General features: G+C 63.4%; 24 protein-coding genes. 11 read left to right on the forward strand and 13 right to left on the reverse strand.

Annotated elements, in window-relative coordinates:
* Window positions 1-10: 10 nt before the first annotated feature.
* The 4 genes from xseA to ACSQ9A_RS37515 form a co-directional block, all read right to left on the reverse strand.
* A complete protein-coding gene (gene xseA, locus ACSQ9A_RS37500) occupies window positions 11-1,792 on the reverse strand; it encodes an exodeoxyribonuclease VII large subunit (protein ID WP_436307825.1) in 1,782 nt (593 codons plus the stop codon).
* 143 nt (window positions 1,793-1,935) lie between these two features.
* Window positions 1,936-3,861: a hypothetical protein gene (locus tag ACSQ9A_RS37505; RefSeq protein WP_436307826.1), complete on the reverse strand. Its 1,926-nt coding sequence runs from the start codon at window positions 3,859-3,861 to the stop codon at window positions 1,936-1,938.
* A 112-nt stretch (window positions 3,862-3,973) separates the two neighbouring features.
* Window positions 3,974-4,579 (reverse strand): response regulator transcription factor, encoded by a 606-nt coding sequence (locus ACSQ9A_RS37510; protein ID WP_436307827.1) that lies wholly within the window; start codon window positions 4,577-4,579, stop codon window positions 3,974-3,976.
* A 96-nt stretch (window positions 4,580-4,675) separates the two neighbouring features.
* Window positions 4,676-5,920, reverse strand: coding sequence for a DNA methyltransferase (locus ACSQ9A_RS37515; protein WP_436307828.1), 1,245 nt, complete (start codon window positions 5,918-5,920; stop codon window positions 4,676-4,678).
* A gap of 200 nt (window positions 5,921-6,120) precedes the next feature.
* Between ACSQ9A_RS37515 and ACSQ9A_RS37520 the strand changes: the two genes are divergently transcribed.
* Window positions 6,121-6,618, forward strand: a complete 498-nt coding sequence (locus tag ACSQ9A_RS37520; protein ID WP_436307829.1) for an HD domain-containing protein — start codon at window positions 6,121-6,123, stop codon at window positions 6,616-6,618.
* 22 nt (window positions 6,619-6,640) lie between these two features.
* Here ACSQ9A_RS37520 and ACSQ9A_RS37525 read toward each other — a convergent pair whose 3' ends face one another.
* Window positions 6,641-7,348, reverse strand: a complete 708-nt coding sequence (locus ACSQ9A_RS37525; RefSeq protein WP_436307830.1) for a hypothetical protein — start codon at window positions 7,346-7,348, stop codon at window positions 6,641-6,643.
* Between the two features lie 149 nt (window positions 7,349-7,497).
* Here ACSQ9A_RS37525 and ACSQ9A_RS37530 point away from each other — a divergent pair, with 149 nt between their 5' ends.
* On the forward strand, window positions 7,498-8,250 hold the full coding sequence (locus tag ACSQ9A_RS37530) for a hypothetical protein (protein WP_436307831.1): 753 nt from the start codon (window positions 7,498-7,500) through the stop codon (window positions 8,248-8,250).
* A 30-nt stretch (window positions 8,251-8,280) separates the two neighbouring features.
* Here the strand turns inward: ACSQ9A_RS37530 and ACSQ9A_RS37535 are convergent, their stop codons facing one another.
* On the reverse strand, window positions 8,281-9,930 hold the full coding sequence (locus ACSQ9A_RS37535) for a DUF4942 domain-containing protein (RefSeq protein WP_436307832.1): 1,650 nt from the start codon (window positions 9,928-9,930) through the stop codon (window positions 8,281-8,283).
* Between the two features lie 206 nt (window positions 9,931-10,136).
* On the opposite strand from ACSQ9A_RS37535, the gene ACSQ9A_RS37540 reads away from it, so the two are divergent.
* Together ACSQ9A_RS37540 and ACSQ9A_RS37545 are read left to right on the forward strand one after the other, a co-directional pair.
* Window positions 10,137-10,421: an XRE family transcriptional regulator gene (locus ACSQ9A_RS37540; protein ID WP_436307833.1), complete on the forward strand. Its 285-nt coding sequence runs from the start codon at window positions 10,137-10,139 to the stop codon at window positions 10,419-10,421.
* Complete coding sequence (locus ACSQ9A_RS37545; protein ID WP_436307834.1) at window positions 10,414-11,715, forward strand: type II toxin-antitoxin system HipA family toxin; 1,302 nt, start codon at window positions 10,414-10,416, stop codon at window positions 11,713-11,715. The genes ACSQ9A_RS37540 and ACSQ9A_RS37545 overlap by 8 nt, the downstream gene beginning before the upstream one ends.
* Window positions 11,716-11,741: 26 nt before the next feature.
* On the opposite strand, the gene ACSQ9A_RS37550 is transcribed toward ACSQ9A_RS37545, so the two are convergent.
* Window positions 11,742-12,527, reverse strand: coding sequence for a hypothetical protein (locus tag ACSQ9A_RS37550; RefSeq protein WP_436307835.1), 786 nt, complete (start codon window positions 12,525-12,527; stop codon window positions 11,742-11,744).
* Between the two features lie 715 nt (window positions 12,528-13,242).
* On the opposite strand from ACSQ9A_RS37550, the gene ACSQ9A_RS37555 reads away from it, so the two are divergent.
* From ACSQ9A_RS37555 to ACSQ9A_RS37565, 3 genes are all read left to right on the forward strand, one after another.
* Window positions 13,243-15,171: a sigma factor-like helix-turn-helix DNA-binding protein gene (locus ACSQ9A_RS37555; RefSeq protein ID WP_436307836.1), complete on the forward strand. Its 1,929-nt coding sequence runs from the start codon at window positions 13,243-13,245 to the stop codon at window positions 15,169-15,171.
* 73 nt (window positions 15,172-15,244) lie between these two features.
* Window positions 15,245-15,754: an H-NS family nucleoid-associated regulatory protein gene (locus tag ACSQ9A_RS37560; RefSeq protein WP_436307837.1), complete on the forward strand. Its 510-nt coding sequence runs from the start codon at window positions 15,245-15,247 to the stop codon at window positions 15,752-15,754.
* A gap of 90 nt (window positions 15,755-15,844) precedes the next feature.
* Window positions 15,845-16,378: a hypothetical protein gene (locus ACSQ9A_RS37565; RefSeq protein WP_436307838.1), complete on the forward strand. Its 534-nt coding sequence runs from the start codon at window positions 15,845-15,847 to the stop codon at window positions 16,376-16,378.
* Between the two features lie 44 nt (window positions 16,379-16,422).
* On the opposite strand, the gene ACSQ9A_RS37570 is transcribed toward ACSQ9A_RS37565, so the two are convergent.
* Entirely contained in the window at window positions 16,423-17,475 is a 1,053-nt protein-coding gene (locus ACSQ9A_RS37570) for a phosphoadenosine phosphosulfate reductase domain-containing protein (protein WP_436307839.1), read from the reverse strand.
* A 79-nt stretch (window positions 17,476-17,554) separates the two neighbouring features.
* Window positions 17,555-18,385, reverse strand: a complete 831-nt coding sequence (locus ACSQ9A_RS37575; protein ID WP_436307840.1) for a metallophosphoesterase — start codon at window positions 18,383-18,385, stop codon at window positions 17,555-17,557.
* Window positions 18,386-18,531: 146 nt separating this feature from the next.
* Here ACSQ9A_RS37575 and ACSQ9A_RS37580 point away from each other — a divergent pair, with 146 nt between their 5' ends.
* Window positions 18,532-19,200 (forward strand): hypothetical protein, encoded by a 669-nt coding sequence (locus tag ACSQ9A_RS37580; RefSeq protein ID WP_436307841.1) that lies wholly within the window; start codon window positions 18,532-18,534, stop codon window positions 19,198-19,200.
* 199 nt (window positions 19,201-19,399) lie between these two features.
* On the opposite strand, the gene ACSQ9A_RS37585 is transcribed toward ACSQ9A_RS37580, so the two are convergent.
* From ACSQ9A_RS37585 to ACSQ9A_RS37600, 4 genes are all read right to left on the reverse strand, one after another.
* Entirely contained in the window at window positions 19,400-19,714 is a 315-nt protein-coding gene (locus ACSQ9A_RS37585) for a hypothetical protein (protein WP_436307842.1), read from the reverse strand.
* Window positions 19,715-19,839: 125 nt separating this feature from the next.
* Window positions 19,840-20,055 (reverse strand): hypothetical protein, encoded by a 216-nt coding sequence (locus ACSQ9A_RS37590; RefSeq protein ID WP_436307843.1) that lies wholly within the window; start codon window positions 20,053-20,055, stop codon window positions 19,840-19,842.
* Between the two features lie 22 nt (window positions 20,056-20,077).
* A complete protein-coding gene (locus tag ACSQ9A_RS37595; RefSeq protein ID WP_436307844.1) occupies window positions 20,078-20,314 on the reverse strand; it encodes a hypothetical protein in 237 nt (78 codons plus the stop codon).
* Window positions 20,315-20,587: 273 nt separating this feature from the next.
* Window positions 20,588-20,797, reverse strand: a complete 210-nt coding sequence (locus ACSQ9A_RS37600) for a hypothetical protein (protein ID WP_436307845.1) — start codon at window positions 20,795-20,797, stop codon at window positions 20,588-20,590.
* A gap of 418 nt (window positions 20,798-21,215) precedes the next feature.
* Between ACSQ9A_RS37600 and ACSQ9A_RS37605 the strand changes: the two genes are divergently transcribed.
* The 3 genes from ACSQ9A_RS37605 to ACSQ9A_RS37615 all read left to right on the forward strand — a co-directional run bounded on the left by ACSQ9A_RS37605 (window position 21,216) and on the right by ACSQ9A_RS37615 (window position 22,464).
* A complete protein-coding gene (locus ACSQ9A_RS37605; protein ID WP_436297946.1) occupies window positions 21,216-21,515 on the forward strand; it encodes a hypothetical protein in 300 nt (99 codons plus the stop codon).
* Between the two features lie 108 nt (window positions 21,516-21,623).
* Complete coding sequence (locus ACSQ9A_RS37610) at window positions 21,624-21,944, forward strand: type II toxin-antitoxin system RelE/ParE family toxin (RefSeq protein WP_436307846.1); 321 nt, start codon at window positions 21,624-21,626, stop codon at window positions 21,942-21,944.
* The gene (locus ACSQ9A_RS37615; RefSeq protein WP_436307847.1) at window positions 21,919-22,464 is read left to right on the forward strand and encodes a helix-turn-helix domain-containing protein; all 546 of its coding nucleotides are present in this window, start codon (window positions 21,919-21,921) and stop codon (window positions 22,462-22,464) included. The genes ACSQ9A_RS37610 and ACSQ9A_RS37615 overlap by 26 nt, the downstream gene beginning before the upstream one ends.
* Window positions 22,465-22,466: the final 2 nt, after the last annotated feature.

Consider the following 22,466-nt stretch of genomic DNA (forward strand, 5'->3'; position numbering starts at 1 on the left):
GCTCGTTCCTTCATTTTGGCTTGCCGGAATGCGCACTCATGGTGCCGTCCCGGAACTGGATCTCAATCAACTGGTCAAGCTCGGCCTGATGCAGGCTGGTGATGGGTTTGCCTTCGGCATCGCGCACGATCGCGAAGCCGCGGTTGAGTGTCTTGTCCGGGCCTTGGCCTGCGATCTCGCGCATCAGTGCGTCAGAGTTCGCGCGGGCTCGGCCCAGAGACGCCGTGGCTCGCTCGCCCAGAGCGGAGATCTGAGCGTCGGCCTGGTGCCGGGCTGATCGTGCGCCGGCGCTTGCCCGGTCGAGCACCGTGTTGATCGACACGTCGGCGGTGCCGCGCGCCCGGCCAATGAGGGCGCCAGCTTGAGTTCGGATGTCGGCCATGTGCTGCGGCACCAGCCGGCGCGCCGTCGCCACCTGGCCGGAGGCTTCGCGCTGGATCTCGCTCACGAGCGCAAGCCCGTCGCGTGCTGCCTGGTGAACGTCCTGGAGCGCCGCCACGCCGATGCTGTTCATTGCGTCGCGGCTGCCCTGGCGCGCATGGGCTATCTGGGCGCGCGCGTCCGTCGCGACCTGGCCGTGGGCCTGGTCCACGGACACGCGCATCTCGCGCGCCGCGCGGCCGGCCATCGCCATGATCGCTTCTGATGCGGTTTTCGCCTCCTGCGCTCGGCGCACTATCAGCTTCTCGATCGCACCGATCACCTTGCTGGGGGTATCGAACTTGGCGAATGCGACCTCGTCCAGGATCGTGCTGTCCCGCTCGTGGCCAATGCCTGTCAGGACCGGCAGGCGTTGGTCGCAGACGACCCGGGCCAAGTCGTAGTCGTTGAGCCATGCCAGGTCATTGACCGCGCCGCCGCCGCGGATGATGACGATGGCATCGGGCATGTCGTCAGCGGCCGCGCATTCGTCGAGTGCCTCGGTGAGAGCTGTGATGATCTCGCGCGCCGCGCCTTCGCCCTGAAATCGGCTGTGAGCGTAGGTGAAGCGGCACAGCCCGAGAAGCGCAAGGCGATCGGACTCCTTGCGGAAGTCGCCCAGGCCTGCGGCCTCGTGGGGCGCCACGACCAGCACGGAGGTGAAGTCCCAGGGCGGTGGCATGCGCCTGTTCTGCTCGAAGACGCCCTCGCGCTGCAGGCGCGCCCGAATCTCCTTCTTCCGGGCTTCCAGATCGCCCAATGTGAATGCCGGATCGATCGCGTCGATCTCCAGGCTGAATCCGAACTGCGCCTTGAAGCCTGGCTTCGCGCGAACGAGCAGCTTGATGCCGGCGCCAATCGTCGCCCCTGTGGCCCGCTCGAACTCGGGCAGTATCTTGGCGGCGGTGTTCGCCCAGATCATGGCGTGCGCTTTCGCGAGCACTTGGCCGGCGCGGTCGCGCTCCGACAGCTCGAGGTAGACGTGCCCGCTATTCAGCCTCACGTTCATCACCTCAACCGTGGTCCAGACGCCGGCCTTGAAGGCCTGCGTGATCGCGGCCGCGACGCCGCCGAGCAGACGGGATAGGGGGATGCCCTTCGCTGGCGCGGTGAGTTCGCCGCCGGCAGCACCAGCAGCCACCTCGCGGGATGCGAACAGGTCGGGCGCGGGGGCGTCAGCCGGCGCCGCGGCGCGAGCTGGTACCGGTGGTGAGCTGGAGATGCCGGGAAGGACATCCCACTTTGCAAAGGCCGAGAGGTCAGCGTCGGGGTGGACCCACCAACGCCGGCTTGCGGGGTCATAGCGAGCGCCCAATGCCTTCGCGGCGTCCTTCTCCTTGAACGGGACATTGAGGTAGTGGCGCTCTTCCATCGGTACGGATTCTGATTCATTCCGCGGCGCGAGTCGGTCGCGAGCCAGGTTTGCGAGCACCTTTTAACAACGCTCGAAGCTCAGCCGCATCATTCTTGCGTCGCATGCGAGCAGACGCGCCTCGCCCCTCGTGGGGTCCGCAGCTAGGAGGTCTTCCTCGGGATCACCCAAGGCCTGATCGCCGTTGTGTAAGGCGTCGGCGAGTAGAGGTACGGGAGGGCCTTCATCGCAGCGCCAAGTACGCCCGCCTCGACGCCCTTGTCACCGTGGAAGTGCTTGTAGATTTCGCGGTTGGGCGCCGATCCGCCGACGGTATGCAGGAACGCCACGAGATCTAGCTCAACGGGACGCAGATTGAAATAGTCCTGTGCTGGCGCTGTCTTGAGCGCCAGATGGTTGCGGCCCGACCGGCAGATGTTGCCTGCGCCATCGAGGGCCTCGATCAGCACCGTGGTCGGAACCAAGCCTTCGGAGTCGAGCTTGGCCTGGGCGGCGTTCATCTCCGACATTGCATGCGGGGCAGACCGGATCGCCTCGACCACGTCGTTGACGTTGAGCGGTCGGGGCCACGTGACGTTCAGGAGCTGTTCGACGAGCGCTGGCAAGACGCTTGCACCGTCCACGACGCCGATGCCGCGTTGGTCCAACCAACGCACCGCAGGCCATTCGCTCAGGATTTCCACACACGTCTCTTCCGAGACATTCCAACTCGGATGGTCCGCGAACTTTGCGGCGACCTCGCTCACATCGAACGCGCCGCGCGCGAGGGTCAGCTCTCTGGCGCGAACGCAAACTTCGAGCAGATGGACCGGAAATACCCCGTGTGGTGCTTTCGTCCAGAAGAAGAGGCTGGACTTCGCTGCCTCCGGCCCGTTGCCTGCCGCCACGGTGATGGTGATCAAGCGGCCGCCCTTCCAGCCGAGGACATCGGTCAGGAACTTGCTGACGCCAATCACATGTGCGCCTCCAAGGAGCGGGCCTAGCCGAGATTGAAGGCGCCGGGCGCCAGTGAACTCGGTCGACGCGAGCTCGTGGGCCAAGAGTTCGAGGGCCGGCGAGTGGAGGGAACTGGTGATGAACGGATCGGTCATCGGCAGCAGCTTTCGCCGCAGGCGGAACGCCCTAGCCTGTGTCTCCGAAGTGCCTGCCCAAAACGCCGCATCAAAGGACTCGCGAACGGGTGCGACACCGAACGCCCAGAACAGGCTTTGCTCCGTCCACGGTTCGGAGTTCGCCGTGCTCGCGAGCATGGTGCTCAGCACCTCCCGAACCTCCTCTGGCACCTGTGCCGACTCCAATGTCTCAAGGCGCCCTCGGAGGATCTTTGCCAGCCTCGATGCGTCAGGAACACTGCTTGCCTCGAGCTTGCGAAGGACGTCGTCAGCATGTCCAGGCTCGCGATGGTTCAGCGGCACCACCTTGTGGATCTCGAAAAGCAGCCAGCCCAGCCGGTAGTCGGTACCGGAGATCGGGCGGCCTGAGCGGGTCAAGAGTTTCAGGTTCGAGATCTGACGTCTGCGACGCTGGGCTAGGCCGGCCGGAGGTGTCAGGTCTAGTTCGGGGGGTGGTTTTCGAGCGGGGGCCTTTCGTGGCTTGGGGCCGCCGACGGCCGCCGGCGCCGCCCCGTGGTGGCCGATGTCTTCCCAGTCCGATTCCGCGAATTGCGCTTTGAACTCGGGCAGCCGTGCCCCGGGGTCCGGGCGCAGGCTCTTGACCAGGCGGTTGACGCTGTCGCCGATCCAGTCGGACGCCTCCAGAACCGTGAACCGCGTGTTGCCCAGGGAAACCTTGAGTCCTGCCGGCGACCGCTCGTCCCAGACCTTTTGGGAGGCCGCCAGGTTCAAATGCCAGCGCGAGAGCGTCCGGGGAATCTTGCGAGTGGCCAGCATTTTGGCCAACAGGGTGGAGATCGCCGCCTCACTGTGCTTGAGTTCGTCCTGCGTCAGGCCTTCAACGAAGCTCTTGTCCGCAAACTTCTCGAGGGTTGCCGGAGGGCGGTTCGTCCGAAAAGTCATCCTCCACGGCAGACCGTAGGCGATCGCTGGTGGCAACGGGAGGAGGGCGAGCATGACCGCGGAGGATACATTTTTTCGCCCAGGGCGGAAAAGGCGCACCCCTCGGCGGCATCAAGCCATTCTGCCGCTTTCGTCCTCCCTCAGTCCAGCGGCATGTCCGCCCTGGCTAGGCCAGGAGGCCCTGTCCGCGGGCAATGTGCAGCGCGCGCGATCTATTGTTCACGCCCAACTTTCGATACAGACGCCACAGGTGCACTTTGACAGTCGTCTCTACCAGGCCGAGAGCGGTGGCCATCTCGCTATTCGTGAGGCCGCGATCGATCATGGCAATCAGCTGCTTCTGGCGCTTCGAGAGTTTGAAGACGCCCGAGGGCGAGTCCGCGTCGGGCGCCTCGTCGTGCTCGTTCCCGGCTTGCAGCAGCCCTTGAAGCGCAGCGGCGTACTCACCTCGGCCACTCGCCTTCTCGACGTAGATGTCAGCTCCCGAGGCAACGCAAACTTCCTCCATCTCACTGGAGGAAAGGGTGGAGAAAACCGCAATCTGTGCGTTCGGGAATAACGTCCGGACCTTCGCAACGCCAGCGTCCGAGTCGTTGTCCGGGAGGTTGATATCCATCGAGACGAGCGCCGGCGGGCCGTGGTCGTTCACGGCTTGGTAGACGGCACCAATGCAGTCGAGCTCGACGATGTTCGAGTCAGGGCGAAGGCGTCGGACAGCCATCACGATGGCATCGCGCATCATGGGGTGGTCGTCGACGACGTAGACAGTCATGCTCACCCGGGCGAGTCTGCCCGAGGTCTGAGGGCAATTCCGGGCCCCTCACGAAATCACGCGCCCCCTTCGCCAAAAGTTTCGCGGAACGTGCGATCAGTTGCGCGAAGAGTCGCCCGGGTTCCACCCCTCCAGGTCAAAGGAGGCGCGGAATCCCGGGCGGCCGCTCAGGCGGATACCGCCTCCGGCCACGTACTCGGCCATCATTTCGCTGGCGAGCCATCGGTACCCTGCCTCTTCGCAGGCCAGGGCCGTCGAGAGCCAACCGCCGAACGGGTCGAGCACCAGGCCGCCGGGCGGGGTGAGGAACTCCACCAGGAGGCGCGCCAGTTTCACTGGCATAAGGGCACCATGGACAGGAAGGCCAAGTTCCTTGGCTTGCTTGCGAGTCTTCTCGACCTCGCGGCTGGCGTGCGTGATCGAGACAACGTTCTTCGGGATCTTTCCTGCGGTCACGTTGCCGAAGGAGCCTGGCCGCAGTTTGTAGGCGCCGTCGCCATAGGTCGCGGTGCGGGTCTCGCCGCCGGCGGCGAGCAGCTTTGCGTGCCGATCCGAGTGGGGCTGCAACACGCGACGGTTGTCTGCCACGCAGCGGACAGGGTCGTTGCAGAAGATCAGCACCGGCTCGTATCCGACGTTCAGCTGCTGACGTGTGATCGACGCCCAGTAAGTCGGGCCCGGCGGCTTCGATCGGTTTTCCCACACCATCCGTTCATGAAGGTATAGGCCAAGTTTTTGGTTCATGGCCAGAGTCAGCAACTCCAGATGCATCGACCGCGCCGGGGACTTCGACAGAAAGATGTCCTGGCTGATGTTGAGCGCGACGCAGCCGCCGACGATCAGGTTCTTCAGGAGTGGCTCCAGCGAGCGGCAGATGAAGTCGACGTACCCCTCTTCGGACGGATTGCCGTACGCGCGGGCCTGGCGCAAGGGGTAGGGCGGCGAGGTAATGATCGCGGAGATCCGGTCCGTTAGCTTGCCGGCGAGGGTCTCGGTTCGGGTCCAGATGGCCACGCCGAGGTCGGTGCTGAACGCAACCAGTGCCACGCCTTGGGGAGCAGGGGTGAGGTCGCCTTCCTTCTGCGCCTTGGGAGTCAGGCGCCAGTTGCCTCGTTGGCCAGGAACGCGCTCGAGCAATCCAAGCTTGCGCAGCGTTTGCTGGTGCCAACGGACCTTCCGGTGTTCCAGGTTGTGGGGCTGGCGCGCGCGGCCCACGGGCTTGCGCTCCCCGCCGACCAGGTCGAGCGCCTCGTAGAGAGCTTGGTTCGAAATGCCCTCGTCGTTGATCTGGACGTTGCGATACGCCGCAAGGAGCGGCTCGAAGAGGTCGGACTGTTGCATTGGGGAATTGTTTGCAGCGTGCTTCTGTTGCAGAACAAGATGGCATACCCGAGCGAACACAGTCAAGGACAGACCTGAAGAATGTCGGCGCGCCGGCGCGACGTGATCGTGCCCAGGAGAAGGAGGCGCTCCATGTGCCGCAAAAAAGCGCATCATCCGGTCCCCGGCCTCCCAAGGCCCCCTTGGCACGATCCTTCGCGGTGCACGCGCACGGCGACCAGATGTACGGTCGGCACCCCTACGCGCATCACCTGGACGCTGTGGCCGAGCTGGCTCGGCCATACGGTGACGATGCTGAGGCCGTCGCGTATCTGCACGACGTGAAGGAGGACGTCGCCGGCATGACGCTCGCCCACCTTCGCGAGCCCTTCGGCGAAGAAGCGACCGAGGCAGTTGACCTCTTGAGCGATCCGCCTGGCGCGACGCGCAAGGACCGCAAGGCGAAGGCGTATGCCAGGCTGGCCTCGACATCGAACCGCCTAGCCCTGATCGTCAAGCCGTGCGATCGGCTAGCCAACATGCGGGCATGTATTGCCGACGGCAACGAACGCCTTCTCGAGGTGTATCGCTCGGAGCATGCAGCCTTCCGTGATGCGGCCTATCGCCCGGGCCTGTGCGACGAGATCTGGAGCGAGTTGGACCAGCTGGCCGAGAGGCCGATCAGCCAAGAGGGCGAGAAGCCGCGGCCGCGCGCTTGAGGCGCCAGCCTGAGCTCGCGGCTCAGGAGCGAAGCGCCTTCAACACGAGCGGCCACCTGCCCGGGTACATCCGTTCTGAGATGGCGGGTGCGATCTTCGTGCGCGAGACGAACACCCGCGTCCCCACGAGGTCCTGCAACGCCGGCACACCGGCAAACCACTCCTCCTCGGCCCGAGCGATCAGGACAAGCACTCCCTGATCGACCAGCTGAGACACCAGTTCGAGGGTCGGGGAGCGGCTCGGAAAGCGGGCCATCTGCTGAAGGAGGTGCTGCTGACCCGTCGGCCACTTCTTGCTCGCCCACGGGCACAACTCGACCTTCAACATCCGACGGCTAATCTGTTCGAGCGTGACACCCGCCCGGCGTAAGGTCCCAAACACGCCGTTCTGGTAGTAGGCCCTCGTGCCCGCTGTGACGTGTGGGCCGGCCACGGACAATGGCCAGTCGGGATGCGGTTCGAAATGCGACTCGCGCGTCGCGCCATCCCCGTAGCTGGGATTTGCCTTCAGAAGCAGAACCGTGGCGGTCGCTGGATCGCCGTCGAACGCGATCGGCCCCAGGTCTTCGCGGATCCGCCAGCCTTCCCGCGCAATGCGGCCCTTCTCCGTACGCGCGCCGGGGATGGTTTTCTCGACTGCATCCTTGTAGGCAGGCAGCGAGAGCAGATCCGCCGCGTTGATGGCAGCGGGTTGCAAAGCGGAAATGATGGCGGGGTCTACTTGGGTCATTCAGAGAGTCATTGCACGCGGAGCAATGCACGATACCGGGGCTTCGCCGCGGCACCTGGACGGAGGCATTTCTACCCATACCTTTCTTGCACCCAATGAGTTGCGCTGCAAGAATCCGTCCCTTCAAATCACTGATCCATATCCGCCTAATGTCATCCCCCGATCAAGTAAGCGCGACCCCGAAGGAGTCCTCAACTCGAGCCGAGGCTGCGTCGCCTGCGACCATTCTGGATGTTTTCAGTTCCCACCACCGCTTCAAGCTGATCTGGGTGGACACCCAACCCGATCTCCCGCTGTCCACGGAGCCCGCGGTCATGCGTTGGAGCCTGCGTCCCGACGACTGGCACAAGTTCTGGCCAGAACTCCTCATGCATCCCTGCGCGTTCGTCTTCGCGCCGAGCCACCCGTTGCGCGAAGGAGCGCCAAGTCAGATCGACTTCCTTCAGACCCTGCCGCCAGGCTATGACTGGCGCAGTAGCGCGCCACAGGATCTGCACGAGTCCATCGAGGCGGCATTCACGGCCATGGAAGATGATCCGACGCTCACTGCCCCAAAGGGAAAGGCACTGGTGCCGGTGGGGCGCATGTACACGGTTGATATGTCGGGCCGGCCGCGCGCCATCGGCTCGATCACCCTGGGTCCGAACGACGAGGCCACCGTGGAAATGTCGGCATTGCAACGTCCGGCGCAATCGCCGGCAGCGACATCGAGCCCAAAACCTGACGCCACGATCGAAAGCCTCGCGGCGCTGCTGATGGGTGTGCCTCACGATGCGCGCATGCGCCTGGCAGATCTGATGTCTACCTTTGCCAGGGCGCCTGATAGCGCCACCACCAAGGCGCAAATCGTGGGGACGTTGGCGCAAAACGCTGGCATCCAGGAGCAGGCAGCGCCGCACTAAAAGATTCGCTGCTTTCGTCTTGGCGCCACTTCACCTCCCACCAGGCGTGGAACTCGCTGGCGGCCGCGTCGCGGCGTAGATCGCCACGCTCACCCCGGTACCGGCGAACTCGTTCGAGAACACACCCGACCACTCACCCTCCCAGCCTGCGAGCAGATCCTTGCCGCGCATCGACGCCGGCAGGATGGCCACGAGCCGGCCGCCGGCTTGGATCAGCGTCGAGGCCTCTTGTAGATGCGCCAGCGCACGTCCATCCGAGTAGGGCGGGTTCATCAGGCACCTCGTCCACCTGGCGTTGGTCGCGCGCTGGGCGGCCGCCCAGGCGATGAAATCAGCCTCGTGGGCCTGGTAGCCACGTGCGCGCAGAACCTCGCACCGCAGGCGGGAGATCTCCACGCAGGTTGTGCGATCGGGCGGCAGGAGGCAGGCGAGCCCGCCCAGGCCTGCGCTCGGCTCGAGGTATGTGTCGTCCTCGCCGCCGTCGAGCATCTCGACAGCGGCTTCTGCGACGGTGGTCGGGGTCGGATAGAACTGGTGCGAGGCCTCATGTGGGATACAGCCCGAGATGAGGACCTTGTTGAGCACGCCGCGTGGGTTGAAGTCGAAGGCGTACCCGACCTTCGAGGGCACGCCCCCGATCGCCTCCAGCAGGCGCTCGGCCTCGTGGCGCGCATGCTTACCTTCGTCCATCGTGCTGTACGAGAAAGAGAAGCGCCATGTGCGCTCAACATCACGGACCTCTAGACTGCCGCCGTCGATGATTCGCAGCACCGCAAAAGGCAAGGGACGTTCCATCAACTTGAACGTCCTGGCCTTCGACGCGGGGCGCGCTCGGAACTTGGCCGGGATGGCCATGGGGTACAGGCTTGCCAGTACGCCATTCAATCGGTAAGAAATCTCTGGGTTGATCTCGAGATGCGCAGTACCGACGCCGCGGTAGATGCGGATCCGCACAGCGCCGCCGTCTATGTCGTGCCACTCACCCCAAGCTCCGCTCTCAGCGATGCGGCGAAGAAGATTGCTCGTTTCGTAGTGCTTCAGACCCGGCCGCCCCATGAAGGTCGCAATCACTGAGCGCAGGTCGTTGATGAGGCCCACGCGGCTGTGGTTCGGGTGCCCGTAGCTATCCAGGACGTTCGCGACGATCATCCGCTTCGAGAAGCCTTGTGGCTGGTTCGTGACGTGAGCTCCAGAGAGCCCGCGGAAGATGCCATCCACGCGCTCGCTGAAGAACTTATGCCTTGAGGCGAGCAGATCCGCGATGGTCGGTCGAACGGCCTCTTCAGTGAAGGGCACCGTGTTGCGGTCGGAGATCGCCTTGTTCCATTCGTCGCGGCGAGCCTGGGGCATGCAGTCGAGCACGTCCGTGAGGGCAAGCGCCTTCGACCAGAAGGTGGCGTCAAGCACAGCCATCGCTGCCGGCAAGTCGGCAAGCGAGTCGATTGAAAGACGCCTTCCGCGCTCCTCGCTCGCTTCCAGGAAGTACCCCATCGCGGCCGCGAAATCCTTGCCACGCAGCGCTTCGCCGAGCTGCTCGATGCTGCGCCGCAGGACCCGGTGCTGGCCGATCAGGCCGTCGAGCAGATCGCTGCTGACGGGTGCGAAGAAGGTTGCGCTCTCGTCGACCAGCTCGGTTTCAGCGCGTTCGATTGCTTGTAGTTCTTGGGCGTTTCGGTTCATGGAGGACCAAGATACGGATCGGAACGCGATCGCGATAGGTCGAGTTCGCACCTCGCTGACGCTCTGATCGACGTGGCCGCGTCCTGGCAGCTGTTCGGCCGACCATGGAGACTAAAAAACAACTATTACTGACCAGATAGGACGTTTTGTGAAAGAATACGTTCATGCCAAGACGATCCGACGCCGTCGACAGCCTACCTTCAGCCGTGGCCAGAGCGCTGACGCGCCTGGGCGCGGATCTCGCGACCGCGCGCAAGCGGCGCAAGCAGTCGCTGCGCAGCTGGGCGACGCGGCTGAATGTCTCGGTGCCCACTCTCGTGAAGCTGGAGAAGGGCGATCCGACCGTGTCCGCCGGCGTCTATGCGACGGCGCTCTGGATGATTCAGCGTCAGGACGCGCTTGCAGGCTTGGCCGATCCGCGCGAGGACCTGGCGGCGCTGGAAAACGAAGTACGGACGGCCTCACGCCGTGGAGCAAAAATCGATGTCTGAACCATACGTTCCCCAGGACCAACTGTCGCTCTGGATGCTCACGGACCCTGATCATCCAGTCTTGGTGGGCGAGATTTCGCTGGCGCTGAGCGGGCAGGGCGTGGGCTTGAGGTATGGGGCGCACTGGCTCGCGAATGGCTTCGCTCTCAGCGAGGATCTGCCGCTCGTTGATCAGCTCTATGTACCGAAGGAAAAGAAAGAGGTTGTCGGTGCCGTTGAAGATGCGCGGCCGGACCGGTGGGGCGAGCGCGTCATTCGAAAGTTTGAGCGTTCCCCCCGGATGTCGCTGCTCGAGTACTTGCTGTTTGCTGGCGGCGATCGCTACGGCGCGCTCAGTGTGAGCCAGGAGCACAGCCAGTACAAGCCGTGGCTGTCCTCACCCGTACCTTCCCTCGGTGACCTGCCTGCGATGCAGGACGTGATCCGCAAAATCATCGCCAACGAACCCGTTGGAGAGGTTGAGCAGCGACTTCTCCGCCCGGGCGTGTCACTCGGTGGCGCGCGCCCCAAGTCCCTCATTGAAATCGATGGCGAGCCATGGCTCGTCAAGTTTGGGGAAGGCGAGGACGAGAACACGCCGCTCATCGAGCACGCCACGATGACGCTGGCGGCCAGGTGCGGCATCGAAGTGGCGGCGACCAGGGCGCTACCGGTGCGTGGTCAGCATGCGGTCGCGGTGCGCCGTTTCGATCGCGCCCCCGGCTGTCGCATCCACGCGATCTCTGCGCACGTCGCCTTGCGCGCCGTGGGCGAGGAATTCGGCTACCCGCAGCTCGCCCAGCAGCTACGCCGCATGGCCCCGCCGAAGGACATCGTGCATATGCAGGGGCAGCTGTTCCGACGCATGGTGTTCAACATCCTCATGGACAACACGGACGACCATGAGAAAAACCATGCTCTGCTGCGTCAGGCAGACGGCGGCTGGGCGCTGTCGCCGGCCTTCGACGTCGTCCCCAGCATGAGCGGGCTGGGCTATCAGGCCATCTCGGTGGGCAGCAACGGGCCGGATTCGACGATTGAGAACGCCCTGTCCAGTGTCTCCGCGTTCGGGCTGAAGCTCGCCGACGCCAAGGCCATCGTGAAGGAAATCTCCAACGTGGTCGATGATTGGCATCGGCACTTCCAGGCCTGCGCGGTGAGCGCTGCAGACCTGGAAATATTGGCGCAGTACTTGGACAACGACCGGCTCGGCGCGCAGCGCAGGGAATACGCCTCGGGGGGCCGTGCAGTCCGATCAGCGCTGAAAGATCAGGAACCAGAGAACGATCCGCCCCCTGACGTACCACGCGGGTAGGTTGCCAATCGGTCAGACCGCCATCGTCAGAGATTCCAGGTGAAGGCGTGATTCCCGGGATGGCGGACCGGCTTGAGCCACAGATCGTCCTTCAAGCGGCGGATATACGCAGCACCGCCTTCATGTGGCTGACGTCGCGGCGCACCCAGGGCAGCCAGGCGCTCCAGAGCGTAGCGCTCGCCAGTCTCGGAGTTCCTCACCTTTGAGAGCAACCGATCCGCGAGGCTTGCGCCGTTGGGCGCGAGCCAGAGTGTTCGAGCGCTCGAAAGGCCGCGATACGCCGCGTTCGTCGCCTTGTAGATCGTGCCCACGTGGCCTCGTTTCACGAGGGCACCCGTCTCGTCCCGGCGCTCGATCGGATCCGAGTAGGCCACCACGCCGCGCACTTCCGGCAAGGCTTCACGCAGTAGCTTCTTCATTCGAGCTAGGCTCCAGCTCTCAGCGTTCGAGGCCAAGTCCTCAGCCAGGACGAAGCGCCCGAGCTCGACACCTTGCGCAGCGTCGAGATCCTGGAAGTACGCCGGGATGACCTTCTGGTTCATCGGCACGCTGAAGACACCGACTCCCGAGAGCCTGGCCTTCTGGAATGGCTCCTTGACGAACACTCCGGCGCGAAAGCGCGCCGCGGGGTAGCTGCCTGAATAGTGGTGCTTCTCGACGAACGCCTTCGCATCGCGCTCTTCAATCGGCTCGACGCCGGCGCGCTTTGGATCGAAGGTCTCTCCGGCCGGTCGATAGCTGGCGCGGCGGTGGCTCCAGCGTTGGCAGTGCAGGTCGAGCTGGTGAGGGTGGGGGAGGCGAACGACAGTCATTCAGCCAAGATACGGGGCTTGACCTGAATCGCGCTAGGTTGAGTAGCGATGTTCGGCACGGGAAAAGTTCACGATGTTGACGGCGCCGGCCTCGGGCATTCTCCCGCTGCCACCTTACGATCGCGGCTTCGTCCCTCAAAGGTGATTGAATGGAAGAACTCGAACGCATCGAGAAGGAACGCTACGGCTTGCTCGCCTTGACCCTGGTCCTGGCTTGCTGGCTTGATGATCGTGGGGCTGCGATGGATTCCTTCTGTGCTTCTCGCAGCCGCGACGGCGATGCTCGTGAGCGGAGCTTACGTGGCCGGAAAGACCACCGGCGACTACGTCTGGTCGCTGGCGCTTGCAGAGGCGCGTACACACGGCGGGACCCCTTCAAGGTGTGGTGTTTGGCTGGGGAACCTGTTGCCGGCGTTTGCTGTCGGCGCAGTTGGTGTGTGGTGGCAGCTTGCCCACTGACGAAACACCCCTTGCCTGGCGCGCAGATCTTGACGAACGCATGACAACGCCCCCTCCACGGCACGCCCGCGTTCTCCCGAGTTTCGCGACGCGGTTCCTGCCGCGCCCCCTCACCTCGCAGCTTGGCGCCATAGAGGCGCATGAGCTTCTAGCTTGGCAGCGGCCTGGCCTGCCAAGTCCAAACCTCGCGAAGGAGCTTCGAGATCAGTTCGTGGCTCGGCGCCGGCCTACATTCTTGGAGATCTGGGATTCAGAGGTGCACGTCAAGATCACCGAAGACTGGCGACGCGCGCTCACGGACGAAGAGCGACTTCGATTGCTGCCCCTCATCGCCACCGACGATGCCCTCCGAAGTTTTCCTGAGCGCAGCTTGCGAAGCGTCAAGGATGCGATGGGTCTTCCGGTCGCGGTTGTCCTTGGTGTATTGGCGAAGCTTGAAGCGCTCTACTGGGTCTCGACGCCTTGGAAGGCCGCGCCGTCGACGGCTGTCCAGAGCATGGCGGACAGTCCGATGGACGCGGCACTTATTGCCGAAGTCCGTGCAGTTCTTGCAACCCAGTGGGTCGCCGAGCTCAAAGAGGACGATCTCCGATTTCCGGGGGTAGATGGGATGGCCTTTCCCGAGTGGCTCTCACGGCAGCTGGGAGGTTCCGTGTCCTCGGAGCTTTCTCGCGACTTGTGCAGACGACTTGTCGCTGCCAACCGCGCATCCTGGAAGGAAGAGCTAGCGGATGTCGCACTTCATGCGATCGAACGCGCGGATCCGCGGCCAGGCTCCAGCGGAGCCAAACTGCGTTGGATCAGCATGTTCGAGCTTCGCTACGGCCGGGCGAGAGGCCTCGAGTTACAGGCGATCGGAGACCGCCTCGATCTGACCCGGGAGCGCGTGAGGCAGATCTGCGAAGCGATCCTGACCGCGATGAAATCTCAGTCGGTGAAGATGCCGGCTCTCGAGCGCACGCTCGCCGCAGCCGCCCGCGTGATGCCCTTGCCGCTTGACGAAGCGGATGGCCAGCTTTCGAAGTTTCTCGGGGAGGGGTATGGGCTTCGGGCAGCCATTCAGTTCGCGGAAGCTTTGGGCGTAGCGAATCCGATTCGGCGGACGCACCCAAAGGCGCGAACGTCGGCCGGCTACAAACCCGTGCCGATGTTCGAGTCGTCGGCGAACCCGGCTGAATGGATGACCGCCGCGCTCGCTCACGCTCGCCGGGACTGCACCTTTGTCGGGTGCACAAACCTGCTTCGCGTGGCCGGAATGCTCGCATTGCAAGAGGGCGTCGCTCAAGACGCTGAGACATTGCAGGGCCTGTTTGCGCAGGCGCCGGGCTTCCGCATGCTTGACCCGGATGCTGGCTGGTTCACGCTCGCGGATAGCGAGAACAGCGCCCTCGCGAGCCGCTTGCGAAAGCTCATGAGCGTGGCAACTGGCAGTGTCGATCTCGACACGGTGGCCTCTGCCCTGATGACCGACGATCGTTGGCTCTACCGCGACAGTAGCCGGGCCCTTGCAGTGCCGCCGCTGCATGTGCTTTCCGAGCTTTTCTCGGGCTGGGACTGGCTCATCGCGAACGCGCACAACAGGTACGTCCTGAAACTGCCGGTCGAACCAACGGACGTGCTCTCAAGATCGGAGTTCGCAGCCGTCGAGGCGATCTTGAAACTCGGCTCCGCGGCAACTCGCCGTGAGGTGGCCAAGGTCATGATGGATGGGCTCGGGGTGACCAGCATGGCTGTGAGCCATGCTTTGGCGACTTCGCCGGCGATTCAGAAGCTCGACGCTGCGATCTACGGAGTTCGAGGGCGGCCTATTCCTACGGATGCGCTCGTCGCGGCGCGCGTGCGCCGTGCTGCTGAGCAAGGGAAACCTGGTCCCGAGCCTGGGAAGTGGGAAGCCAACTTTGCCGAGCCGCTATGTATCCAGCTCACGCAATCTGGTTCATCAGTCGACGTTGCCCTACGCGTCGTTTATCTGCCAGCCCGCCTAACTGGGAAGGTGGCAGGAATCTTCACCGACGCAAATGGCGTTCTTCCGACAATCAGCGTCAAGAGCAACAATCAGATCAGGCGACTTGCCGCCGCTGCTCATCAAATCGGGGTGATGCCAGGCGAACGGTTCGAGATTGCCTTTGACGTTCCCAATCGAACATACCGCATAGAACGACTCCCGTCCGAGAGCAGTGCGTAGGAGTGCCCATTTTTGGACGATTCACAATTAGGACTAAGCTAGGGCCTTCTGACTCAATGAACCGAGGTAACTCATGACCCAGACTTATGCCCAGATCCAGAAGAAGATCGCTGCCCTTCAGAAATCTGCCGACGCTCTACGCGAAAGGGAAGTTGTAGGCGTTGTCGCGCGCATCAAGACCGCCATTGAGCACTATGGATTGACGGCCCAACAGCTTGGATTTGGTGCTCCAGGAGGCACCGCGAATGCCTCCATCAATCGGGGCAATAAGGCTGTTAGGGGGGGCCGCGCAGAGAAGTTCAGTGACGGTAATGGCAACACATGGGGCGGCATGGGGAAGCGGCCGTACTGGCTTCGCGATGCGCTCGCTGCCGGAAAGTCCTTGGAAGATTTCCGCACTGGGACCGTCGCGGACGTGGCTCCTAAGAGCGCAGCGAAAAAGGCAAAATCCAAGAAGCGCCGCCGGTCGACCGTGATCTACCGCGACGGAGCCGGTAACTCCTGGTCCGGCCGCGGCCCGCAGCCGCGCTGGCTGAAGGATGCACTCGCCGGCGGAAAGACCCTCGGAGATCTGAAGGGTTGAGCAGTGGACCTGGCTGATTGGAGATACGAGCCTGGTGTCGACGACGCTCGGCGCCACGGTCTATCATCGCCAGGTTCTTTTGAAGCACTCGTGCAGCTGGTGGTCCAGGAGTTGCAGTTGTCGAAGTGCGTGGTCGAAGATGGGCAGCATGCAGTACCGCGTGTCTATCGTCGGCCCGTCTTCTCGATTCGGCTTCCTCAGTTTGGAGACGCTCTGTTCAACGGGCCCTACGGATACCGTGCGCAATATTGGATGAGTCCGAGCCACGGCGTCGAGGCGAATCGATTGCTCGTTGCAGCGCTAGAAGAGCGGCTGTTCACGTCACTTCCAGAGGATTTCTCGATGACCGCCGATCAGGTGCGACGGTCGCTAAGTCTCGGCTCTGCAAAGCTATGGATTGACGAGAATGGCCCGAACAAGCAGCCGAGTTCGTCCCGCTTGGCTGTCCAGCGATGGGTCCAAGCCTACGCCGAGGGGAGAAGCAAGGCCTACTGGGGGCTCAATGCGCCAATCGCTGTTTCGTTCGAAGTAAAGGGCGGGTTTGTCAATGCTGATGGAACCGAACTCGTTGCCCCCTTAAAGCACCATAGGGCGATTGAGATCAACGAGTTCGGTTGGTCGTAGCACGCATGGCGTGCCGCGCTCGTCGCGAGTTTGCTGCCCCCCAATCATGTTGGCCCGCAGCTCTCGCCGAATGCGCCAGCGGGCAGCTTCCAGTTGTCGACAACGATTGGTGCGTCGAAGGTTGCGGCCATTGCACGTTGAACCCAGATTCCGGCGGCCGCGGCGTAAGGGGTGCCGAGATCAGCAAGCGCATCGACTGCGAGTTTTCGGTGGATCGTGACGCCGAAGTCCTGTTCGTAGGTGGCGATCTTTACGAAGCCGACTGGCGTGATCTTCCGGTTCGTTGCCCATTGGTTCTTTGAACCGAAGATGCAAAACTGGCAGCTCACCCTGCCGTACCCGAGTTCGTACGCCGGGTGTGCCTGTACGCGGTGGCGCGCGATGATTGCCCACACCTGCTCCTCCGACCATCCGTGCACCGCGCGCCAGTGATCGATGTGCCGAGCGCTCTTCCCATTGCGGCTGTCGGCGCGATGCCGTTCAAACGTAGCGTAGCGCGCGCGGGAGCTTGATTCCTCGGTGCGTTCTCCAGTCACAACCAGAGTGCGCTGGTTGCGGAACTTCGGGTGGTTGCGTAGGTACGAAGCGCCAGTGTCAATCTTCGCAACGCTCGAACACCACCTGGTGACCAGGGAGGCGCTCTGTTGCGGGAACTTGCGACGCGTGCCGAGCGGCCCGTTGACTCCGCCCACTTCAATGCGTTGGCCGTCATTGTAGAAAACGACCGGCGCGGTGCGCGCCTGCTCTCGGTTCATCTCCCGCTCGATTCCGCCTTCGCGCCAGGACGTCACGAACTCCGTCCCGAGGTGGCGCGCAACGGCTTGGCCGTACGAGAGCGTGACGGGCCAGTCCATGAGGCCCTCGCCGAGAGCCGGGTCGCCATCGACGTTGTGGTGATGGAGTTCGATCTTGCTTGCTGGGACACCCAGCTCGAGGAGGTGCAGGACCGTGGCCAGGCTATCTTTCCCAGTCGAGAAGAAGCAGACGATCCGTTCATAGCTCGATAGATCCGGAATGGCCTCGTCGTTCACATACGAGAGGTTGTCCGCAGTAGAGAGGTTGGGAGCGATCGCCAGTGAGTTCATTGCGATCAGCATACGGACCGCACATCGAAACACGCTAGGTCAATCAGCAAGAATAGTCCGCGCCAAAGTAAGGGCGCGGACGGGATTGCGCTCAGACTTCGATGGTCAGGGCAGGCTGGAAGCGAGCGTTGACCTCGGGCTTGTAAGAACTTGCATAGCCGCGCGGGTTGCACACGATACGGCTGTTGCCGACCCGATAGTCCAGGCTCTCGTGGATGTGTCCGTGCACCCAAAGGACGGGGACTTCGAAGAAGCTGTCAGGCAGTTCATTGACGTACGCTGCAGACAACCAGTTCGACGCGAACTTCGGGTGAAGTGAACCGCGGTGAGGCGCGTGGTGCGTGACCACCACCGTGGGCCCATCGAATCGCTCGACCAGCTTGTCCGCCAGCCATTGCCGCTGCTCGCGATGTAGCGCCAGGGTGTCTTCCGGGGTCAGGAGTCGCTTCCGGCGCTTCGCGGTGCCGGCATAGCCGCTTCTCCGAACGTCTTCGGCAACCCGAATGCTCTTGTAGTCGCTCATCTTCGACAGTGCGGTGGCCATGGCGCGCGGTGCGTCGCTCACGGGCCCTTCATCTGTCTCGATCCTCAGCGCGAAGTCCGTCCAGAGGGTAGCGCCGAGGAAGCGGACGCCGTTGAGAATGACCTGGCCGCGATCGAGCGGGTATGCGTTCGAGGCACCGGCGGCCTGGTGCATGTCCGCGATGGTGGTCTGCAGCACGCCGCCATAGAACTCGTGGTTGCCGGGCACGAGGACGAGCGGCTTCTCCTGACCGAAGTTTCCCGCGCGGCGCGCCCATCGCAGCGCTTTTGCCGCAGAAGGGGTGACGTCGCCGGCCAGAACCACTACGTCGGCATCTACGTCGGGGACGCGGAGCGTGCCGAACTCGATGTGCAGATCTGAGAGGATCAGGAGCTTCATGTCTGGTACAGCATATCGAGCCAGGCCCGGTCCGCGCTAGGTGCGCAGCAGCGCATCGAGATGGGCGGACAGCGCGCCCGCCGACCTGCGAAGGGAAGCGAGCTTCCCGCGGGTACCATGCTGGCCAGCTCCGTTGGACCCTAAAGTTGTCATCCGTCAAGACCCAGGCGCTTTTGCGGCGCGTCGCCTCCGGCTCGGCGCCGGAGCAGGCGTTCTGGAAAGCCGTGGTTTCGTGCGCGCATGAGGCCAGGCCAAACTGGGGTCTCGATCTGCACGCGGGGCGGACGCCCTTGGCGGCGGACTCGTACGTCTACCTGGTCGACACAAGCAGCCATTGGATCGCGGCCGCGGCGATCTCGCCCTCCCAGTTGGCGTTGGTGAGGACCGACGCGGGCGAAACGACCGCTGTTGAAAGCCGGGCCCGCGCAGCTGCGGCCATGGAAAGAGCCAGCGCGCGAGCCGGAGCAGGGGAGGGGGCGATGTTTTCTCCCGAGACGCTTACTGCGTTCGCTGCCGGCATCACGGCGATCGCCACGTCACCGGCGTTCGCCGCAGCCGCAAAGCAGCCTCATGTACTCGAGAACCACCACTGGATATTGCTGCTCTACCGGTTGACCGATGGACACATGATCGCGGGGCTCGGCTATGTCGACGACCCGTACCCGGGCATGCTCGACATGGCTTCAGTGCGTGAGTACGTCAGCTCGATGGTGGAAATGGATCTTTCGTCCGTAGGGTCGACCGTCAGCGAGGCCGTGGGCGCTCATGGCGGGGTAATGCTTGCCTCGGCGCTATCTCAGGCTCGGCCCGACTGAGCGGGGCGCCGCAGCAACTTCAAGCCCGTGCTCTAGGCGTCCGCGAGCCTGTCGAACAGAGCTGTGTGTTCTCGCAGGATCTTTCGCATCCTTGCGCGGACTTGGGCTGCCGAAGGCGATCTCGCCAGCGGCAATGGCCGAGCCGCCGGTGGCCGAAACACGAACTTCCGGCGGGCGCGCTGCTTCATTGGGTCGTCTGCTACCCCAGGTACGAAGCGAACGAAGCACCGGCGAGCAGGCCAACCGCATTGCCGAGAACAATGCCAAGGGGATAGCAGGCGCCTTGTGCCAATCCCGTCAATCTGCGAACGATCGCCGCGACCGGGCGCCCGCTGAGGGCGAACCCGACGCATGCCGCAACAATCATCCCGGCAGCTGCGTGATAGCTGTTCGACACTGAGGTGATCATGACCAAGGCGCCGATGCCGTAGTTGATCCATGACATGGCTATAGCCATATGGACCGCTAGAGGGCTCGCGCCGTAGTGCTGCTCTTCGAAATCGCTTGTGCGCATGGACGGATCTTCATTCCCGCCAAGGGGCGGTACGGTTGTGGCTGCAGGTTTCAGTCATGCGAGCATTGTGCTCAATCGCCCACGGTTCGCGCTAGGTCAGGTCCTTCAGAGCGCAGCGACCGCGGTCAATCGTCAGTGGCTCTCAGTCTCGCGAGCGCAGCCTGGCGTTCTTCCTCCGTCCCACCATAGACGATGTCCTTGAACGTGCCATCGCTCTTGAATACGCGGTGAGCCATGACAACGTCGTCCAGCTCGCCGGCCTTTGCTGCGGCGAGGAGCTTCTCGAGGTGTTCAACCACAGCCTCTTGACCCCACACGAGTGTTTTGCGTTCGGAAGTCATGGCGTGCCTCGTAGTGGATAGATCAGGCCCCAGCATCGTGCAGATCTGCGTGCCGGGCCCGGAACCGGACACGCAGCTGGATGGTTGACCACCACAGCAGAGCAGCGTTCGTGCACAGCCCGATGCAGACGAGGACGGCAGCACGATCGGCGAACCCTTCACCGAAGTCAAGGAGGAGAAGGGTGAGGGACCAGGGCAGGGCGCACAGGATCGCTACAGACAGCAGGATGCTCTGTTCGGTGGGGTGCAGCGTGGCCACCACCAGGGCGACTGCGAACGCTGAGCACGCACCGGGTAGCCACCAAACGTGGCGGTACCAGAGAGGGGCGCGAGTAGGGTTCATGAGCAGGAATTGTGCGAGCGGCGGACACGAAATCGCCGCGCACAATCACACGTTTGAACAGGGAAACCGCGATCTGTCGCGCGCCGCCCACAGGGATGCGGCAGCGTAGTTCTTCTTAGTCTAGACCTGACGAATTCCCGTGCCGATCCGTGCTCGCGCCCGCGCGACTTGGCCGTAGGCGCCGGTGACCTACGCCCTGATGATTTCCACTGGGCCGATGCCGGAGTAGACGCTCTCGCCGGTCTTCAGCGCGGTGACGGTCCAGCGCTCGCCAGGTGTGATCTTGTAGTCGCCCGGCTCGAACGGGAGATCGCTTTCTTCATGGACGCCGGGGCCAAGCCAGGACGGCATGCGCAGAATGGAGGCTGAGCTGGCGAAGAGGTCGTGGTTCTTGGGCATGCATGGATCCTACTGGGCTGGTCGTCTTGCTCAGCGGTGACAATCATGGGCACACAGTGAAACCCCAATGCCGTTCGACCAATACCTGCTTCTCTCGCTTCCCGATCACCAATTGGCGTCACTGGAGACGGCACGATACGGTGGCTCGCCAAGCAGCTACGCTCGCTGCCTCAACAGCATTGGTCGATGGGCGGTTCACGGCACGGACCAGTCTCCTCTCCTGGTTTGGCGCGTTGAGGATGCCGAGGGGGCGCGCGCGGCCGCAGCGCGCGCGTCGAAAGCTCGCGGGCGATCGGTCGAGGTTCTGTCGCGAGGTGACTCGAGATGGGTGGAGGGGCGGCAGATTCAGCAATTCACAGACGCAAGCGAACCGGCACTTCTTGGATACGCCGCCCATAGCACCGCAAAGGCTCGCCGCTTGCGCAACGAGGCCGATAAGCTCGAAGCGTTCTGCCTGGTTGTCCGCGCGGCATCGACTGCGGTGGACCAGGAGGCCTTCGCAGAAGTGAGCCGTGCCGCGGGGAAGGCGTTGCGTGCGAAGTTCGGCGGCGGATCGATCACGTCGGCGTTTGCCTGGTTGGCCGGCCGCGCAGGGCGGGAAGCGCTCGATAACGTGCTGGCTGGCGAGGTCGAGCTGGCGGGCCCGCTTTCACTTCAGCAGGTCGCCGAGGCCGCTGAGCTTGCCAAGAAGGCTGAACTACTCCGCGAGGCGACCTAAGGGTCGGTCCACCCGCTTTCGTATGACCCTGTTTGACGTGCAGCAGGGCTGCGCCTTTGGCGCAGCGATCTGGCATCCGGTACTCCTGTGGCGTAGAATTGTAGTCGAATGCTCACGGTAGTTGAAACGCTCCACTTTCAGACCCTTTGGGACGCCTATTGGACGGAAGAAGAGCGTGGTGAATTTGCGGCCTACATTGCAGCCAACCCCACGGCAGGCGATGTGGTTCGCGGCTCAGGTGGCGTGCGCAAGGTACGTTGGACCCGCGCCGGATCTGGAAAGAGCGGGGGCGTGCGAGTGATCTATTACACCCGCACCAAGGCCGGCGAGGTCGTCCTGATGTTTATCTATGCGAAGAGCAAGCTCGATGCGCTCAGTGGCGCAACATTGAAAGGACTTCGCGATGCAGCGGAAAAAGCCAATGACTGATGCCGAACTTGAGGCATGGGAAGCCAGTCGAGACCTGGAGTCAGAACTGCTCTTGTCGGCGCGGCAGATGGCCGCCGGAAAGACCCGCAAGGTTTACACACCCGTCGTCGCTGCACGTCAGAAAACCGGCATGTCGCAGGAAGGCTTTGCGACCCTCCTTGGGGTGTCCGTACGCACGCTTCAGCAGTGGGAACAAGGGCGTCGCGAACCGACCGGCGCAGCCAAGACATTGTTGACGATTGCCGCGCGCATGCCCGAGGCGTTCAGGGTTATCGACCCCGCGTACACGCCGCCTAAGTCAACTGGCGTTGTGCGTGAGGCCGAGTCAGCCGTGGAAGTCATGAAGAGCGCCATCGCAGCTGCCAACCATGCCTTCGAATCGGTGCAGCGAGCTGTAAAGCAAGCTTCCGATATTGCCGAAGCAAACTTCAGTGCTGTTTCGGAAACTGCTGCGAACGCCGCAAAGCGAAGCTCGCGGACCGCTGCAGGTACCCGAAGCCGGCAGCACGGACGGGCTTAGAT

Origin of the sequence: Variovorax sp. LjRoot290 (assembly GCF_964253985.1) — a bacterium.
Lineage (GTDB): Bacteria > Pseudomonadota > Gammaproteobacteria > Burkholderiales > Burkholderiaceae_C > Variovorax.

Bases quoted from the DNA above. Each gene is read 5' to 3' on its own strand.
- xseA (WP_436307825.1), bottom strand. From the start codon at position 1,792: ATGGAAGAGCGCCACTACCTCAATGTCCCGTTCAAGGAGAAGGACGCC.
- ACSQ9A_RS37505 (WP_436307826.1), bottom strand. From the start codon at position 3,861: ATGCTCGCCCTCCTCCCGTTGCCACCAGCGATCGCCTACGGTCTGCCG.
- ACSQ9A_RS37510 (WP_436307827.1), bottom strand. From the start codon at position 4,579: ATGACTGTCTACGTCGTCGACGACCACCCCATGATGCGCGATGCCATC.
- ACSQ9A_RS37515 (WP_436307828.1), bottom strand. From the start codon at position 5,920: ATGCAACAGTCCGACCTCTTCGAGCCGCTCCTTGCGGCGTATCGCAAC.
- ACSQ9A_RS37525 (WP_436307830.1), bottom strand. From the start codon at position 7,348: ATGACCCAAGTAGACCCCGCCATCATTTCCGCTTTGCAACCCGCTGCC.
- ACSQ9A_RS37530 (WP_436307831.1), top strand. From the start codon at position 7,498: ATGTCATCCCCCGATCAAGTAAGCGCGACCCCGAAGGAGTCCTCAACT.
- ACSQ9A_RS37535 (WP_436307832.1), bottom strand. From the start codon at position 9,930: ATGAACCGAAACGCCCAAGAACTACAAGCAATCGAACGCGCTGAAACC.
- ACSQ9A_RS37545 (WP_436307834.1), top strand. From the start codon at position 10,414: ATGTCTGAACCATACGTTCCCCAGGACCAACTGTCGCTCTGGATGCTC.
- ACSQ9A_RS37550 (WP_436307835.1), bottom strand. From the start codon at position 12,527: ATGACTGTCGTTCGCCTCCCCCACCCTCACCAGCTCGACCTGCACTGC.
- ACSQ9A_RS37560 (WP_436307837.1), top strand. From the start codon at position 15,245: ATGACCCAGACTTATGCCCAGATCCAGAAGAAGATCGCTGCCCTTCAG.
- ACSQ9A_RS37570 (WP_436307839.1), bottom strand. From the start codon at position 17,475: ATGCTGATCGCAATGAACTCACTGGCGATCGCTCCCAACCTCTCTACT.
- ACSQ9A_RS37575 (WP_436307840.1), bottom strand. From the start codon at position 18,385: ATGAAGCTCCTGATCCTCTCAGATCTGCACATCGAGTTCGGCACGCTC.
- ACSQ9A_RS37585 (WP_436307842.1), bottom strand. From the start codon at position 19,714: ATGCGCACAAGCGATTTCGAAGAGCAGCACTACGGCGCGAGCCCTCTA.
- ACSQ9A_RS37590 (WP_436307843.1), bottom strand. From the start codon at position 20,055: ATGACTTCCGAACGCAAAACACTCGTGTGGGGTCAAGAGGCTGTGGTT.
- ACSQ9A_RS37600 (WP_436307845.1), bottom strand. From the start codon at position 20,797: ATGCCCAAGAACCACGACCTCTTCGCCAGCTCAGCCTCCATTCTGCGC.
- ACSQ9A_RS37610 (WP_436307846.1), top strand. From the start codon at position 21,624: ATGCTCACGGTAGTTGAAACGCTCCACTTTCAGACCCTTTGGGACGCC.
- ACSQ9A_RS37615 (WP_436307847.1), top strand. From the start codon at position 21,919: ATGCAGCGGAAAAAGCCAATGACTGATGCCGAACTTGAGGCATGGGAA.